Origin of the sequence: Pseudomonas sp. NFACC04-2, from assembly GCF_900119265.1 — a bacterium.
GTDB classification, from domain to species: Bacteria; Pseudomonadota; Gammaproteobacteria; order Pseudomonadales; family Pseudomonadaceae; genus Aquipseudomonas; species Aquipseudomonas fluorescens_AA.
In genome coordinates, this window is sequence record NZ_FPJC01000003.1 from 20,702 (window position 1) to 36,978 (window position 16,277).

General features: G+C 62.6%; 10 protein-coding genes. 9 read left to right on the plus strand and 1 reads right to left on the minus strand.

The window, feature by feature from the left end; translation table 11 throughout:
* Nucleotides 1–36: 36 nt before the first annotated feature.
* A complete protein-coding gene (locus BT125_RS04695) occupies nt 37–2,694 on the minus strand; it encodes an excinuclease ABC subunit UvrA (protein ID WP_072405404.1) in 2,658 nt (885 codons plus the stop codon).
* Between the two features lie 194 nt (nt 2,695–2,888).
* On the opposite strand from BT125_RS04695, the gene BT125_RS04700 reads away from it, so the two are divergent.
* The 9 genes from BT125_RS04700 (at nt 2,889) to nahK (ending at nt 16,230) form a co-directional block, all read left to right on the plus strand.
* The gene (locus BT125_RS04700) at nt 2,889–4,367 is read left to right on the plus strand and encodes a hypothetical protein (protein ID WP_072405405.1); all 1,479 of its coding nucleotides are present in this window, start codon (nt 2,889–2,891) and stop codon (nt 4,365–4,367) included.
* Between the two features lie 209 nt (nt 4,368–4,576).
* A complete protein-coding gene (nosR, locus tag BT125_RS04705) occupies nt 4,577–6,727 on the plus strand; it encodes a transcriptional regulator NosR (RefSeq protein WP_072405406.1) in 2,151 nt (716 codons plus the stop codon).
* Nucleotides 6,728–6,780: 53 nt separating this feature from the next.
* Nucleotides 6,781–8,700 carry a TAT-dependent nitrous-oxide reductase gene (nosZ, locus tag BT125_RS04710; protein ID WP_072405407.1) on the plus strand — a complete coding sequence of 640 codons (1,920 nt, stop codon included), beginning with the start codon at nt 6,781–6,783 and terminating at the stop codon, nt 8,698–8,700.
* Between the two features lie 26 nt (nt 8,701–8,726).
* Complete coding sequence (locus tag BT125_RS04715) at nt 8,727–10,037, plus strand: nitrous oxide reductase family maturation protein NosD (RefSeq protein WP_072405408.1); 1,311 nt, start codon at nt 8,727–8,729, stop codon at nt 10,035–10,037.
* Complete coding sequence (locus BT125_RS04720; RefSeq protein ID WP_072405409.1) at nt 10,034–10,951, plus strand: ABC transporter ATP-binding protein; 918 nt, start codon at nt 10,034–10,036, stop codon at nt 10,949–10,951. Before BT125_RS04715 ends, BT125_RS04720 begins: the two co-directional genes overlap by 4 nt.
* Entirely contained in the window at nt 10,948–11,778 is an 831-nt protein-coding gene (locus BT125_RS04725; protein WP_072405410.1) for an ABC transporter permease, read from the plus strand. Before BT125_RS04720 ends, BT125_RS04725 begins: the two co-directional genes overlap by 4 nt.
* Nucleotides 11,779–11,809: 31 nt before the next feature.
* Nucleotides 11,810–12,337 (plus strand): nitrous oxide reductase accessory protein NosL, encoded by a 528-nt coding sequence (locus tag BT125_RS04730; protein WP_072405411.1) that lies wholly within the window; start codon nt 11,810–11,812, stop codon nt 12,335–12,337.
* Nucleotides 12,338–12,494: 157 nt separating this feature from the next.
* The gene (gene nosP / locus BT125_RS04735; protein ID WP_072405412.1) at nt 12,495–13,658 is read left to right on the plus strand and encodes a nitric oxide-sensing protein NosP; all 1,164 of its coding nucleotides are present in this window, start codon (nt 12,495–12,497) and stop codon (nt 13,656–13,658) included.
* Entirely contained in the window at nt 13,588–16,230 is a 2,643-nt protein-coding gene (gene nahK, locus BT125_RS04740; RefSeq protein WP_083564455.1) for a hybrid sensor histidine kinase/response regulator NahK/ErcS', read from the plus strand. Before nosP ends, nahK begins: the two co-directional genes overlap by 71 nt.
* Nucleotides 16,231–16,277: the final 47 nt, after the last annotated feature.

A 16,277-nucleotide genomic window follows, 5' to 3' on the forward strand; every position in this document is an offset into this window, starting at 1 on the left:
CAGCTTTTTCGCAACAGCGAGAAACATTGGCAACCTTTATTTTTCACCTCGCAAAGCCCTTTTCAGGAACGTTGCCGTTCGACTCTCCCGGCATTTCGTCACGGTCTCCGGAGCCCCGCAGACCACCACGTTTCCGCCCTGGGTGCCAGCTCCCGGGCCGATATCGATGACCCAGTCACTCTGCGCCGCCACCCGCATGTCATGTTCCACCACAACCACCGTATGACCTTCCTCCACCAGGCGATTCAACTGCACCAGCAAGCGATCCACATCCTGGGGATGCAGCCCATTGGTCGGCTCATCCAACACATACAAGGTTGCCCCCCGGGCCTTGCGCTGCAGTTCTGTCGCCAGCTTGATCCGCTGGGCTTCGCCGCCGGACAGCTCCGTGGCCGGTTGGCCCAGGCGCAGGTAGCCCAGTCCGATGTCTTGCAGCACTTGCAACGAGCGCCTGGCCGCCGCTTGTTCGGCAAACACCTCGAGTGCCTGGTTCACGGTCAGTTGCAACACCTGGGAAATGTCCAGGCCCTGCCAGCGAACTTCCAGTGTCTGTGGGTTGTAGCGGGCGCCGTGGCAGGTGGGGCAGGGGGCGTACACGCTGGGCATGAACAACAACTCCACGCTGACAAAGCCTTCACCTTCGCAGGTTTCACAGCGCCCCTTGGCGACGTTGAAGGAAAACCGCCCGGCATCGAATCCCAGCGCCTGCGCCTGTTCTGTGGCAGCAAACAGTTTGCGCACGTGGTCGAATAACCCGGTGTAAGTGGCGAGGTTGGAGCGCGGGGTGCGGCCGATGGGTTTCTGGTCCACCTGGACCAGCCGCTTGACCGCATCGAGCCCGGCGACAACGCGCCCAGTGCTGGTTTGCACGGGTTCGTCTTCCAGGCTTTGCTCGTCGGGTTCGATGTCGGGGCTGGCCTGACCCAGGTGCGCGCCGACCAGATCCAGCAGGGCCTGGCTGACGAGGCTGGATTTGCCTGAGCCAGAGATGCCGGTCACGGCGGTGAAGCAGCCCAACGGGAAGGCCGCGTTCAGGTTGGCGAGGTTGTTGCGGGTAATGCCTTCCAGGCGCAGCCAATCCTTGGGTGCTCGTGGGCTGCGTGTCGCAGTGTGTTCTTCGCCAAAAAGGTAGGCGCGGGTGCGTGATTCATGCACCTGGCCAAGGCCTGCCGGCGGGCCGCTATAGAGGACTTTGCCGCCTTGTTCACCAGCGTCCGGGCCCACGTCGATGAGCCAGTCGGCGCGGCGCATGGTGTCGAGGTCATGTTCGACCACAAACACGGAGTTGCCCGCTGCCTTGAGGCGTTGCAGGGCGCCAAACAGCGCTTCGCTGTCGGCCGGATGCAGGCCGGCGGAGGGTTCGTCCAGCACGTAGATCACGCCGAACAACTGGGAATTGAGTTGGGTCGCCAGACGCAGGCGTTGCAGTTCGCCGGACGAAAGCGTCGGCGTGCTGCGTTCCAGGGCGAGGTAGCCGAGGCCCAGGTCGATCAGGGTGGTGATCCGTTCCAGCAGCTCGGCGGCGATGCGTTGGGCAGCCAGGCGTTTTTCCAGGGAGAGGTTGGGTGTATGGCGGGCGTCGGGACCGCCCGCATGGGGATTGTCGCCCCTGGCGGCGCGTTGCTCACGGGCCTCGCGTGTTTGTCGGTGGCTGAGGACATTGCCCGTTTCTTCGGCCTGTGCAAGGTAGTCCGGTGCCAGGACCAGCTTGAGCACCTCGGCCAGTTCGAGCAGCGGCAGGTGCGACAGCTCGGCGATGTCCAGGCCGGCAAAGGTCACGGTCAGCGCCTCGCGTTTGAGGCGTTTGCCCTCGCACACCGGGCATGGACTGGCACGCATGTATTGCGCCACGCGTTTGCGCATCTGGGCACTTTGGGAATGCATGAAGGTGTGCAGCAGGTAGCGTCGGGCGCCGCTGAACGTGCCTTGGTAACTGGGTTCGAGCTTGCGCTTGAGGGCGGCGCGGGTCTGGGACGGCGTCAGTCCGGCGTAGACGGGAACGGTAGGGGTTTCTTCGGTGAAGAGAATCCAGTCCCTTTGCTTTTTCGGCAGGTTGCGCCAGGGGATGTCGACGTCATACCCCAGAGTCACCAGAATGTCCCGCAGGTTCTGGCCTTGCCAAGCCATGGGCCAGGCAGCCACGGCGCGTTCGCGGATAGTCAGCGATGGGTCAGGCACCATGGAAGCTTCGGTCACTTCATAGACCCGACCCAGGCCGTGGCATTCCTGGCAGGCGCCCTGGGGCGTGTTGGGCGAGAAGTCCTCGGCGTAGAGCATGGGTTGGTCGGCCGGATAGCTGCCGGCGCGAGAGTAAAGCATGCGAATCAGGCTCGACAGGGTGGTGACGCTGCCCACGGATGAACGTGCACTGGGGGTGCCACGTTGTTGCTGCAAGGCGACTGCTGGTGGCAGGCCCTCGATGCTGTCCACGTCCGGTACGCCCACCTGGTCGATCAGGCGCCGCGCATAAGGCGCGACGGATTCGAAATAACGACGCTGGGCTTCGGCATAGAGCGTGGAGAAGGCCAGCGACGACTTGCCGGAACCCGACACGCCAGTGAATACCACTAGGGCATCGCGAGGGATGTCCACGTCGACATTCTTGAGGTTGTGTTCGCGGGCGCCACGCACCCGGACGAATCCGGTGGTTTGCGGCAATGGAGAGACGGTGGCGGGGCCGGAGCTTGCGGGCATGGAGCGTTCCTTGTGGGCGTCTGCTTAACGCGTTGGGGCTTTCAGGTGAAGCGGCGTCACGCAGAGAATGGAACCTGGGTCACAGCGTTGACAATTATGCGACCGGGTTCGTCCATTCTCGTGCGATAAAAATTTACTCCGGACAAAAGAGATGAGAAAAGCTTCGCAGTTTTCCCCCGGATACGGACCTCCCCATGCCTCGTTCAAAACTGCTCTCTAGATTATTTGTCGCTCTGCTGGCCGGCGTGGCGCTGTGGTACATGTGGATGATCACGAGTGCCAAGCTGGAGTGGGGTGGCGACAGCCCTGATCAGCAGCAAGTGGGCGCCGTGAAGGATACCCGCTTGCGCGCGATGACTCAGTATTGCACGGGCGTGACGGTGACTCCGCAGGGAACTTGGCTGGTGGGGCGCCTGGAGGAAGAGGCCCAGGCCCTTGAACCGTCCGCTGATGTCGTGGACCTGGATGCGGTGGTCTATGGCAAGCCCGCTGAGGCTGAAGAATCGGGGGAGCCCGGGACCTTTGCCCGATTGTTCTCTCGTGCCGAAAAGGAAACTTCCTTCATTTCCCGCCTGGATGCCCAAGGGCAATTTCAGCTCGTGGCCCATGTCAGCGGCGCCGCTTGTCTCGTGACCAGCCCCGACGGGAGCAGTGTATTCCTGCTCACGGGCCTGCGTCGGCCTGAAACTGCGAATACCCATGAGCCCGATCAAACCGTGGTCCTTCGCAGTGATGATCAAGGTCAACGCTGGACTTGGTTGACCAAAGGTTGGTTTCCCGAGGCCGATTCGTTGGCCTGGAACCTGGTTCCCTATTTCCACGGCTCGAATGAAGTCTGGGTCGTGGGCACACCGGACGTGGCGGACGAAGACAGCGATGAGGTGAAACCGACAGCCGTTTCCACCGGCGTCTTTTACTCGGCCGATCGCGGTGCGAACAGCTCGCCGATAATGGCGGCCGAGTCGCTGCTGGTGTCCGCCGAATACGCCCGTGGCAAACGTCCTGACATCACTGATTGGGGCACGAACGCAGGCGAACAGGGGGAAATCCAGACCCATGTCCTGCAGTTCGATGCACAGACGGCCTTTATCTGGGTGTCCCAACGCTTCTGGGGTGGCCATCCCGATGGCGTCAGCCACAATATCGCGGTCAATGTCACGACACGGGCCCGATTGCAGGCCAAGGCAGGGCAGTGGCAGGTGGTGGACAGGCAGCGCGATGACAACCTGTTCGTGAGCAGGCTGCTACAGAACGATGCCGGGCGGGTGATTGGGCTGATTGACCAGGGGGCTCGCGGGCAAGATGTGGTCGCCGAATTGGATACCGCCGCGCTGACCTGGATGCCGTTGAGCGACCTGCCCAGTGCGTTCGCGCCATTGGCGTCGGATAGCCAGGTGCGTGGCAGCAACTTCTGGATGGGGCAAAACACCCTGCTGATCAACACCACCAGCAATCACCATCCACCGCGCTGGCTCTACTGGTGGTCGGACGCGAACATCTCCGCCGATGGGGTGTTCTATTCCCAGGATTGGGGCCGCTCCTGGCAGCGCCTCGCCATCGGCGGTTACCTGGGCATTCTCGGTTTTCAACCGGCGCAGGATCGGGTGTTCTGGGCCAACGGCAACTGGTACGACAATCATGACGGTCGCATCTATTCCTATGGGTTGCGCTGAGCAAAGATAGTCCCGACATTGCTGAACTGCTTGTGTGGCGAGAGAGCTTGCTCCCTCGCCACACATGATGTCTTCATCTGTCTGCTCACTGATTCAGGGTTAAGTCTTCCAAGTTGATTTCAATCAAGGGGCCAAGCCAGGGACAGCCCCCACAATGACCGCCAAGATCCTGTCTTCAAGCCCTGGCGCTCATGACCCGTTCCTCTGCGATGTTGCACCCATCCCGCTCCTGGCTCCCCGGGCTGTTCGTTCTCCTGCTGATGTTCGCCGGAATCGCCCAGGCCAAGGACTACGGTGACATCCCGCAACAGCGTATCCAACACGTCCTGAACCAGACCGACTCGATCTCCGAGCCCGAAGGCTCCTTCAAGGTTCGCAAACTGTCCGCCGCCGGCAAGGTTGTGGGCTATGTGTTCCAGAGCCTGGATGTGGTGGACATTCCCGCTTATTCCGGCAAGCCGATCAATGTCCAGGTCATTCTCGATCCCGCTGGCGTGATCCTCGACGCCTATGTGCTGGAACACCACGAACCGATCCTGCTGATTGGCATCGCTGAAGAAAAACTCCACGCTTTCAGTGCGCGCTACAGCGGCATCAAGGTCAACCAGCGGGTGGTGGTGGGCCATTCCAGCGACCCGAATGCGGTGACTGTCGATGCGATCGCCGGCGCGACCGTGACGGCGATGGTGGTCAACGAAGTGATCATGCGCGCCGCCCACGAAGTCGCGGTGTCCCTGGGCCTGGTCAAGAGTGACGCAAGGTTGGCCGTGGCGCCGGCGCGCGTGCGCGCGGATATCTACGAGCCCGCCGACTGGAAGACCCTGACCGGCAACGGTGCTGTCCGTCGCCTGCACCTGACTCGTGGCCAGGTCGATGCGTCCTTCAAGGGCACCGAAGCCGAGCAGGTCGAAACCGCCAGCGGCGACCAAGTGAACGACACCTTCATCGACCTCTACACCACCCACCTCAACCCGCCCACCATTGGCCGCAACCTGCTGGGCGAGGCGCAATACCGCACGCTGATGGCCGAGCTCAAGCCGGGCGAACAGGCCATTGCGGTGATGGGCAGCGGGCGTTATTCCTTCAAGGGCTCGGGATATGTGCGTGGCGGTATTTTCGACCGGGTGCAGTTGCGCCAATCGGGTGACACCATCAGCTTTCGCGACCTGGATTTCCAGCGCCTCGATGATGTGGCCCTCGACGACATGCCGGACTTCGATGAAATGGCGATTTTCATCATCCGCGCCTCCCACCGTTTCGACCCCGGCTCGCCCTGGAACCTGGAGCTGCTGGTGCGCCGCCAGACCGGCCCGGTCAGCGGCACCTTCAGCAGTTTCGAGCTGGCCTATCAACTGCCCGAATCCTACCTGGAACGGCCATTGCCCACCGCCGAGCAACTGGCGGCCGCCGAGGAGGCCAGCCGGCCGATGTGGCTGACGCTCTGGTACCAGAAAGGTGTGGAAATCAGCGGACTTGGCGCGGCCCTGCTGGTGCTGACGGCCATCCTGTTTTTCCAGGACTCACTGGCCCGGCGGCCCAAGCTGCTGCACTGGGTTCGCCGCGGTTACCTGCTCTTCACGGTGGTGTTCCTGGGGGGCTATGGGCTGGCGCAGCTGTCGGTGGTCAATGTACTGACCTTCGTCCACGCACTGTTCGAAGGCTTTCGCTGGGAGCTGTTCCTCACCGATCCGCTGATATTCATTCTCTGGGTGTTCACCGCCGGCAGCATCCTGTTGTGGGGACGCGGGGTGTTCTGCGGCTGGCTGTGTCCGTTCGGCGCGTTGCAGGAATTGATCAACGAACTGGCGCGCAAGCTCAAGGTGCCCCAATACGAGCTGCCGTTCGCTGTCCATGAGCGACTGTGGGCGATCAAATACATCATTTTACTGGTGCTGTTCGGTGTCTCGCTGGAGTCGATGGCCACCGCCGAACGGCTGGCCGAAGTGGAGCCCTTCAAGACCGCCATCACCCTCAGGTTCGACCGCCAGTGGTGGTTCGTCGCGTACGCCGTGGGCCTGCTGGTGATCAACCTGTTTACCCGCAAAGTCTATTGCCGCTACGTCTGCCCGCTGGGCGCGGCCCTGGCGGTGCCGACCCGGTTGCGCCTGTTCGACTGGCTAAAACGGCGCAAGGAATGCGGCAACCCTTGCCAGCTGTGCGCCAAGGAATGCGAGATCCAGGCGATTCATCCCGATGGCCGGATCAATGCCAACGAATGCCATTACTGCCTTGACTGCCAGATGACCTGGCACAACGAAAACAAATGCCCGCCGCTGATCAACAAGCGCAAGAAGCGCGGCAAGGCGACCGTGACCGATGCGCAACTGATTCCCGTGGTGCAGGTAAACCCGGCGCCTTGAGGCACCCCAATGGCCTGTCCCTTGACCGTTTCATTCTTCATGGAGCACACAGCATGAGCGACAAAAAAGACCAAACCCCTGGCGCGGTAGAAGAACCCCGGGGGGTCAGCCGGCGCAGTTTTCTCGGCACCGGAGCGGTAACCGGGGCGGTGCTGGCCGGCGCGACGGCGCTGGGGGCCGGAACGTTCACCCGTGAGTCCTGGGCTGCGGCGGCCAAGGAGGCCAAGTCCAAGATCCACGTCGGCCCCGGTGAACTCGATGAGTATTACGGTTTCTGGAGCGGCGGTCATCAGGGCGAGGTGCGGGTGCTGGGCATACCGTCGATGCGCGAGCTGATGCGCATCCCGGTGTTCAACGTCGATTCGGCCACCGGTTGGGGCCTGACCAACGAAAGCAAGCGCATCCTCGGTGACAGCGCCAAGTACCAGAATGGCGACTGCCACCACCCGCACATCTCCATGACCGACGGCAAATACGACGGCAAATACCTATTCATCAACGACAAGGCCAACTCCCGGGTCGCGCGCATTCGCCTGGACATCATGAAGTGCGACAAGATCCTCACGGTGCCCAACGTACAAGCCATCCATGGCCTGCGCCTGCAAAAGGTGCCGTACACCAAGTACGTGTTCGCCAATGGCGAGTTCGTGATCCCGCACCCTAACGACGGCCATACTTTCGACCTGCAAGACAAGAACAGCTTCACGATGTTCAACGCCATCGATGCCGAGAAGATGGAAATGGCCTTTCAGGTGATCGTCGACGGCAACCTGGACAACACCGACGCCGACTACACCGGCAAGTATGCCGCGAGCACCTGCTACAACTCCGAGAAGGCCTACGACCTGGGCGGCATGATGCGCAACGAGCGCGACTGGGTGGTGGTGTACAACATCCCGCGCATCGAAGCGGCGATCAAGGCCGGCAAATTCATCACCCTGGACGGCTCCAAGGTGCCGGTCGTCGATGGTCGTAAAACCGATGGCAAGGATTCCGAATTTACCCGTTACATCCCGGTACCGAAGAACCCCCATGGGCTCAATACTTCCTCCGACGGCAAATATTTCATCGCCAACGGCAAGCTGTCGCCGACCGTCTCGATGATCGCCATCGACCGCCTGGATGACCTGTTCGCCGACCGCTTCAAAGACCCGCGCGAAGTGATCGTCGCCGAGCCGGAATTGGGCCTGGGCCCGCTGCACACCACTTTCGACGGGCGCGGCAATGCCTACACCACTTTGTTCATCGACAGTCAGGTGGTGAAGTGGAACATGGACGAGGCCATCCGCGCCTACAAGGGCGAGAAGGTCAATTACATCAAGCAGAAACTCGACGTTCAGTACCAGCCCGGCCACAACCACGCGTCCCTGACCGAGACCAGCGAGGCCGACGGCAAATGGTTGGTGGTGCTGTGCAAATTCTCCAAGGACCGCTTCCTGCCCACCGGCCCGCTGCACCCGGAGAACGATCAGTTGATCGACATTTCCGGTGAAGAAATGAAGCTGGTGCACGACGGCCCGGCTTTCGCGGAACCCCATGACTGCATTCTCGCGCGGCGCGACCAGATCAAGACCCAGAAAATCTGGAACCGCAACGATCCGTTCTTTGCCGGCACCGTGGAATTGGCGAAGAAGGACGGCATCAACCTGGAAACCGACAACAAGGTCATCCGCGACGGCAACAAGGTCCGGGTGTACATGACCTCGATGGCGCCGGCTTATGGCCTGACGGAATTCACCGTCAAGCAGGGTAACGAGGTGACGGTGACGATCACCAACATCGACCAGATCGAGGACGTCAGCCATGGCTTTGTCATGACCAACCATGGCGTGAGCATGGAGATCAGCCCGCAACAAACCTCATCCATCACCTTCACCGCCGATAAGGCTGGCTTGCATTGGTACTACTGCAGTTGGTTCTGCCACGCCCTGCACATGGAAATGGTCGGGCGCATGCTGGTTGAAAAGGCCTGATTCGGCTCAACGAGGAGGCAGCTGCAATGACCGGGAAAAAGCCACAACATGCCCGCCAACCGGTCATTGCGCTGCTGCTTTGCCTGTTACCGGGCGGCGCGTTCGGCGCGCCGCAACCGATCACCGATTTGCCTCTGCAGGCCGAAGGCGACCAGCAATGGCGCCTGCCTGCGGGGCAATACCCGGGCTCGTTCAGCATTGATCAGCCGATGACCCTCACCTGTGCGCCGGATGCGGTATTCCAGGGGCAGGGCGAGGGCAATGGGTTGATCATTCGCGCCCCGAACGTCCAGGTCCAGGGCTGTACCTTCCTGGACTGGGGCCACGACCTTACGGCCATGAATGCTGCCGTGTTCATCCAGCCTGGGGCAAAAGGCGCCGTGGTGCGCGGGAGCAGGATGCAGGGCCAGGGCTTCGGTATCTGGGTCGATGGCACGCGGGACGTCAGCCTGATCGACAACCGCATCCAGGGCGACCCCAGCCTGCGCTCCCAGGACCGGGGCAACGGCATCCATCTCTATGCAGTGCACGGTGCCCGGGTCATCGGCAACCAGGTACATGAAACCCGCGACGGCATCTACATCGACACCTCCAGCGGCAACCTGCTCCAGGGCAATGTCCTGGAAGATTTGCGTTACGGCGTGCATTACATGTTCGCCAACGATAACCGCTTGCTGGACAACGTCACCCGGCGCACCCGCACCGGTTATGCCTTGATGCAAAGCCGCCAGTTGACGGTGATCGGCAATCGCTCCGAACAGGACCAGAACTACGGGATTCTGATGAACTACATCACTTATTCCACCCTGCGTGACAACTACGTCAGCGACGTGCGCGACGGGTCCACCGGCGACACCATGATCACCGGTGCCGAGGGCAAGGCCCTGTTCATTTACAACTCGTTGTTCAACCGCATCGAAGGCAATCATTTCGAGCGCAGCGCCGTGGGCATCCATCTGACGGCCGGCTCGGAGGACAACCGCATCGCCGGCAATGCCTTCGTCCACAACCAGCGCCAGGTCAAATACGTGGCCACGCGGTTGCAGGAGTGGTCGGCGGACGGGCGCGGCAATTACTGGAGCGACTACCTGGGTTGGGATCGCAACGGCGACGGCCTGGGCGATGTGGCCTATGAACCCAACGACAACGTGGATCGCCTGCTGTGGCTGTATCCCCAGGTGCGGCTGTTGATGAACAGTCCGGGAATCGAACTGCTGCGCTGGGTACAGCGGGCTTTCCCGGTGATGAAATCCCCCGGGGTGATGGACAGTCATCCGCTGATGGAAACCCCTGTCCAGCCCCCGCCACGCAACAGTGCCGAGGAGGACGCGTCTTGAACGTCGTCGAGATCGAAGGGGTCAGCCAGCGCTATGGCGATATCGCCGTGCTACGCGGGCTGGACTTGAACCTGGCCCAGGGCGAGGTGCTCGGGCTGTTTGGGCACAACGGTGCGGGCAAGACCACCACCATGAAGTTGATCCTCGGTTTGCTGCGGGCCAGCGAAGGCGAGGTCCGTGTCTTCGGTCGCGCGCCCAGCGACCCGAGCGTGCGGCAGATGCTCGGTTACCTGCCCGAGAACGTCATGTTCTACCCGCAATTGAGCGGGTTGGAAGCCTTGCGCCATCTTGCCCGGCTCAAAGGTGCTGCCCCGGAGCAAGTGGCGCGTTTGCTGGAAGAGGTCGGGCTGGCGGGTGCCGCGACACGGCGCGTGAAAACGTATTCCAAGGGCATGCGTCAGCGTCTCGGCCTGGCCCAGGCCTTGCTCGGCCAGCCGCGCCTGTTGCTGCTGGACGAGCCGACCGTGGGCCTGGACCCCATCGCCACCCAGGACCTCTATCAACTGCTCGACCGCCTGCGTTGGCAGGGCACCAGCATCATCCTCTGCTCCCACGTCTTGCCTGGCGTGGAAGCTCACATCAACCGCGCCGCGATTCTCACCCAGGGGCGGCTGTTGGCCTTGGGCAGCCTGGCCCGGCTGCGGGAGGACGCCGGGTTGCCGACGCTGATCCGCGCCTCGGGCCTGTCGCGGGCCGACTGGCTCCGCCAGCATTGGCGCAGTGAAGGGCACGCCACCCAGGGCTGGGGGGCGGAAGGGATACAGGTGTCCGCGCCGGACGGCAGCAAACTTAAACTGCTACGCCAGTTACTGGCCCAGGATGACCCGACGGATGTCGAGATCAAGCCGCCGTCGCTGGAGGATTTGTACCGGCATTACATGCTCCGTGCCGCAGCCGAGGAGGCTAGCCTATGAACCCGGTCTGGAACATGGCCCGCAAGGAATTCAGCGATGGCCTGCGCAATCGCTGGTTGTTGGCGATCAGCCTGCTATTCGCGGTGCTGGCGATCGGCATCGCCTGGCTCGGCGCGGCGGCGTCCGGTCAACTGGGGTTTACCTCGGTGCCCGCCACGGTAGCGAGCCTGTCCAGCCTGGCGACGTTCCTGATGCCGCTGATTGCCTTGCTGCTGGCCTACGACGCGATTGTCGGTGAGGACGAGAACGGCACCTTGCTGCTGTTGCTGACCTACCCGTTGGGGCGCGGTCAATTGCTGCTGGGCAAGTTTGTCGGCCATGGCCTGATCCTGGCCCTGGCCACCTTCATCGGTTTTGGCTGCGCCATGCTGGCCATTGCCCTATTGGTGGACGACGTCCAGTTGAGCCTGCTGCTTTGGGCCTTCGGTCGGTTCATGCTGTCCAGCACGCTGCTGGGCTGGGTTTTCCTCGGGCTGGCCTATGTGCTGAGCAGCCTGTCGGCAGAGAAATCCACCGCCGCCGGATTGGCGCTGGGGGTGTGGTTTTTCTTCGTGCTGGTGTTCGACCTGACGTTGCTGGCGCTGCTGGTGCTGAGCGAGGGGCGGTTCAGCCCGGAGCTGCTGCCATGGCTGCTGCTATTCAACCCTACCGACGTCTATCGGCTGATCAACCTGTCCGGGTTCGATGCGGCGTCCAGCGGTGCCGCGGTGCTGACCCTGGGCAGCGACCTGCCGGTGTCGGGGCCTTGGCTCTGGTTGTGCCTGGGCCTGTGGATGGCGGTCCCGCTGTGGCTGGCCTACCGGTTGTTCAGTCGCCGGTGCCCATGATTTCTAAACTTGAACAAGGGAGCATGCAACGATGAACAGGGTGTCCTTCAAGACCGGCCGCCTCTTGGCCGGGTTACTGATGTGCGTGGCGCTGGCAGCTTGCGACAAGGCCGAACCACTTGCGGCCAGCGAGGCGGCGCTGGCGTTCCATCCCGGTGACGAGTGCCATGTGTGCGGCATGGTCATCACTGACTTTCCCGGGCCCAAGGGCACGGCAGTCGGGGCAGGGGGCGTGAAGAAGTTCTGCTCGCCGGCGGAGATGCTGGGCTGGTGGCTGCAACCGGAAAACCATCGGGCCGACGTCAAGCTGTATGTCCATGACATGGGCCGCAGTCATTGGGACACGCCGGATGACGCCCACCTGGTCGACGCCCGCACCGCCTACTTCGTCATCGGCAGTGGGCTCAAAGGCGCCATGGGCGTGATACTGGCCTCGTTCTCCGATCCCCAGGCGGCACAAAAACTCGCCAGCGATACCGGCGGCCGGGTGCTGCGCCTGGAAGACATCGACCAGAAACTGCTGGGGCAGGCAAGCGCGATGGCGCCGATGAGTCACTGATATGGCCTGGGCCCTGAACCGCTCTTTTTGTGGCTAGGGAACTGGTGGGAGCAATCTCATCCCATGGAAGCGTCCACCCACTACCCAAGTAGCATTCGTCGAGCCGGCGCGGCTTCGTACACTCAGGGCTCCTATCACGCACCCGCCGGAGGCGACGATGCAGCAGGCCCAGAGCGAAGGTGTGGTGAGCGCCATGTCCCAGGCGACCGACGTCCAGCAGGTGGCCCAGGCGCTGGCGCGGCAGTTGCTGCACCCGCACCTGGGGTTCGTGCTGTTTTTCTGTTCCGCCGAATACGACTTGCCGGCCCTGGGCCAGGCGCTGTCCCAGAGTTTCGGCGGGATTCGCCTGGTGGGCTGCACCAGCGCCGGGGAAATCACCCCCCAGGGCTACGGCCGCAACTGCGTGACGGCGGTGGGTTTCGACCATCGACACTTTTCCATTTCCGCCGAGCTGATCGGGGAAATGGAACACTTCAGCCTGATCGACGCCCAGCAAATGGTCGAGCGCTTGGCCAGCGGTTGTCGCAGCAACGCCTTGGCGCCGATCAAGGGCCATAGTTTCGCCTTGACCCTGCTCGATGGCCTGTCCAGCCGCGAGGAGATGGTGCTGGCGGCCTTGAGCGCCGCCCTGGGGGACATCCCGCATTTTGGCGGTTCGGCCGGCGATGACAACTACCTGACCCACACCCACGTCTACTTCGAAGGCCAATTCCACAGTGGCGCGGCCGTGGTGGTGCTGATCAACACCTGGCTGGAGTTCGAAGTCTTCACCACCCATCACATCCTGCCTCGACAAGAGAAGCTGGTGGTGACCGGTGCGGACAGCGCCTCGCGACGGGTCTATGAGCTCAACGCCGAACCCGCCGCCGAGGAATATGCCCGGCACATCGGCGTGCCGGTGAGCGCGCTCGATTACCGGGTCTTCGCCGCCCATCCCTTGGCGGTGCGCATCAATGACCAATACTACGTACGGGCGATCCAGCAGGTGCACCCGGACTTGAGCCTGAGTTTCTACTGTGCGGTGGAGAACGGCATTGTTCTCACCGCGATGACTCCCGGTCCCTTGCTGCACAACCTGCAAACGCTGTTCGACGGTTTGCAGGCGCGCCTCGGCGACCTGCTGCTGACCATCGGCTGCGATTGCTTCCTCCGGCGCCTGGAGTTGGAAGATCGTGGTGGCCTGGAGCAGATCGGCCAGTTCCTGCGCGAACAACGGGTGATGGGGTTCAACACCTATGGAGAACAGTTCAATGGCATGCACATCAACCAGACGTTCACCGGAGTTGCCATTGCCCGACATCGCGTCCCCGGCCATCGCTGACCTACAGGCTCAGCTCGCCAGCCTGCAGCACGAAAACCGTAAATTGCGGCGCATCAACGAGGCGCTGATCGAGCGGGTGGAGTCCGGCGTCACCCGGGGCAACGACCCCTATGCGGCATTCCAACACTCGGTGGTGCTGGCCGAGCAGGTGCGTGAGCGCACCGATGCCCTGAACCAGGCCATGGCCGAACTCAAGGCCGGCAATCACTTGCTGGGCGAGGCGCGGCTGCGAGCGGAAACCGCACATCGACACCTGATCGATGCCATCGAAAGCATCTCCGACGCGTTTGTGCTGTTCGACGAGCAGCAACGCATCGTCCTGTTCAACAGCCGCTTCAAGGCCTTCTGGGCCAACAGCCGGGTACGGATCATCGCCGGCATGCGCCTGTCCGAGGTCAAGCGCCTGATGACCGCCAACGGGCTGTTCAGCGAAGAACCCCGGGGCCAGGCCGACGAGCACGTGTTGTATCGCTTGCAGAACGGGCGTTGGCTGCAAGTCAGCGAGCGGCCGACCCAGGAAGGCGGGCGGGTGATCCTGTTTACCGACATCACCGACGTCAAGCTCAGCGAAACCGTGCGCCGCGAGCAGGCCATCGCGCAGAAATCCCATTTGTTGCAGCGGGCGGTGGACAACCTGTCCCAGGGCGTGGCGATGGTCAATGCCCAAGGCGTGCTGGAGCTGTGGAACCGGCGCTTCCTCGAACTCAGCGGCCTGGCGCCGGTGGCGGCCCACAGGCCGTTCAACGAAGTGATTGCCGACAGTGAGTTGCAACTGCTGACCCCGGCCAGCCGCGACAGCAACGGCCGGTTGATCCACGAATGCGAGCAGCGGCTGTCCGATGGGCGGGTGCTGGAGATTCGCACGCATCCGTTGCCCACCGGCGGCTACGTCAACACCTTCACCGACATCACCGAGCGCTACCAGCATGCCGAGGCACTGAGCGAAAGCGAGCGCTGGATCCGCCTGATCACCGACCATGTGCCGGCGCTGATCGCCTACCTCAACGCCGACCTGGTCTACGAGTTCACCAATAAGGTCTACGAGCAATGGTATTGCTGGCCCCGTGGCGTGATGCTCGGCCAGAGCCTGCGCGAAGCCCATAGCGAGCAGCATTACCAGCGCCTGGAAGCCTACGTGGCCCGGGCGTTGGCGGGTGAGAGCGTGACGTTCGAATTCGCCGAGACCAACATCAACAACCAGGAGCGCTATATGCTGCGCTCCTACGTGCCGAACCGTTTGGCCAATGGCGAAGTGGTCGGGATTTTCGTGTTGATCCGCGACATCACTGAACGCCGTCGCACCGCCGAAGCCTTGCACCAGGCTTACCAGAACCTGGAACAGCGGGTCCAGGAGCGCACCGCCGAACTGACCACGCTCAATGATCAGTTGCTGCGCGAAATCGACGAGCGCAGCCGGGTGGAGTTGCGCCTGCGGGAGGCCAAGCGGGAGGCCGAGCAGGCCAACCTGTCCAAGACCAAGTTCCTCGCGGCCGTCAGCCATGACCTGCTGCAACCGCTCAACGCTGCCCGGTTGTTCACCAGTGCCTTGCTTGAGCGCCGCGAGCCGGTCGCCAACGCGCAACTGGTGCGCAACGTCAGCAATTCGCTACAGGACGTGGAGAACCTGTTGGGCACCCTGGTGGACATCTCCAAGCTGGACGCCGGGGTGATCAAGGCCGATGTCGCGCCGTTCGGCCTCAGTGAGTTGCTGGACAACCTGGCCGCCGAATACGCCCAGATCGCCCGCAGCGAAGGGTTGGAGTTGCACTTTGTCGGCTGTTCGGTGCTGGTGCGCAGCGACATGCAACTGCTCGCGCGGATCCTGCGTAACCTGCTGAGCAACGCCATTCGCTACACCCCCAGCGGGCGGGTGGTGCTGGGCTGTCGCCGACATCGCCAGCGCGTGTCGATCCAGGTCTGGGACAGCGGCATCGGCATCGCCGAGAACCGCCTGGAGGAAATATTCCAGGAGTTCAAGCGTGGAGACGTGCAGCGCCCGAACCAGGACCGTGGGTTGGGCCTGGGCCTGGCGATTGTCGAGAAAATTGCCGGGATCCTCGGACACCGGATCCAGGTGCGCTCCTGGCCGGGCAAGGGCTCGATGTTCGCCATCGACGTGCCGCTGAGCGCCACCGCGCCCAAGCCGTTGCCGTGCCTGGACATGAGCGAGCCAATGCTCGAGCGACTGCGTGGGGCACGGGTCTGGGTGCTGGATAACGATGCGGCGATCTGCGCCGGCATGCGCACCTTGCTGGAAGGCTGGGGTTGTCGAGTGGTGACCGCGCTGTCGGAACAGGATCTGGCCCGCCAGGTGGACAACTACCACGCCGAGGCGGACCTGCTGATCGCCGACTATCACCTGGACCACGATCAGAACGGCGTCGATGCCGTGGCTCGGATCAACGCCCGTCGGGCCTCACCGATCCCTGCGATGATGATCACCGCCAACTACAGCAACGAACTCAAGCAGCAGATCCGCGAGCGCGGACACACCCTGATGCACAAGCCGGTGCGGCCGATGAAGTTGAAGATTGCGATGAGTCATTTGTTGAGCCAGCCCCGCAATCATTGAGCCGGTCCCCATTGTGGCGAGGGAGCAAGCTCCCTCGCCACAGGGGC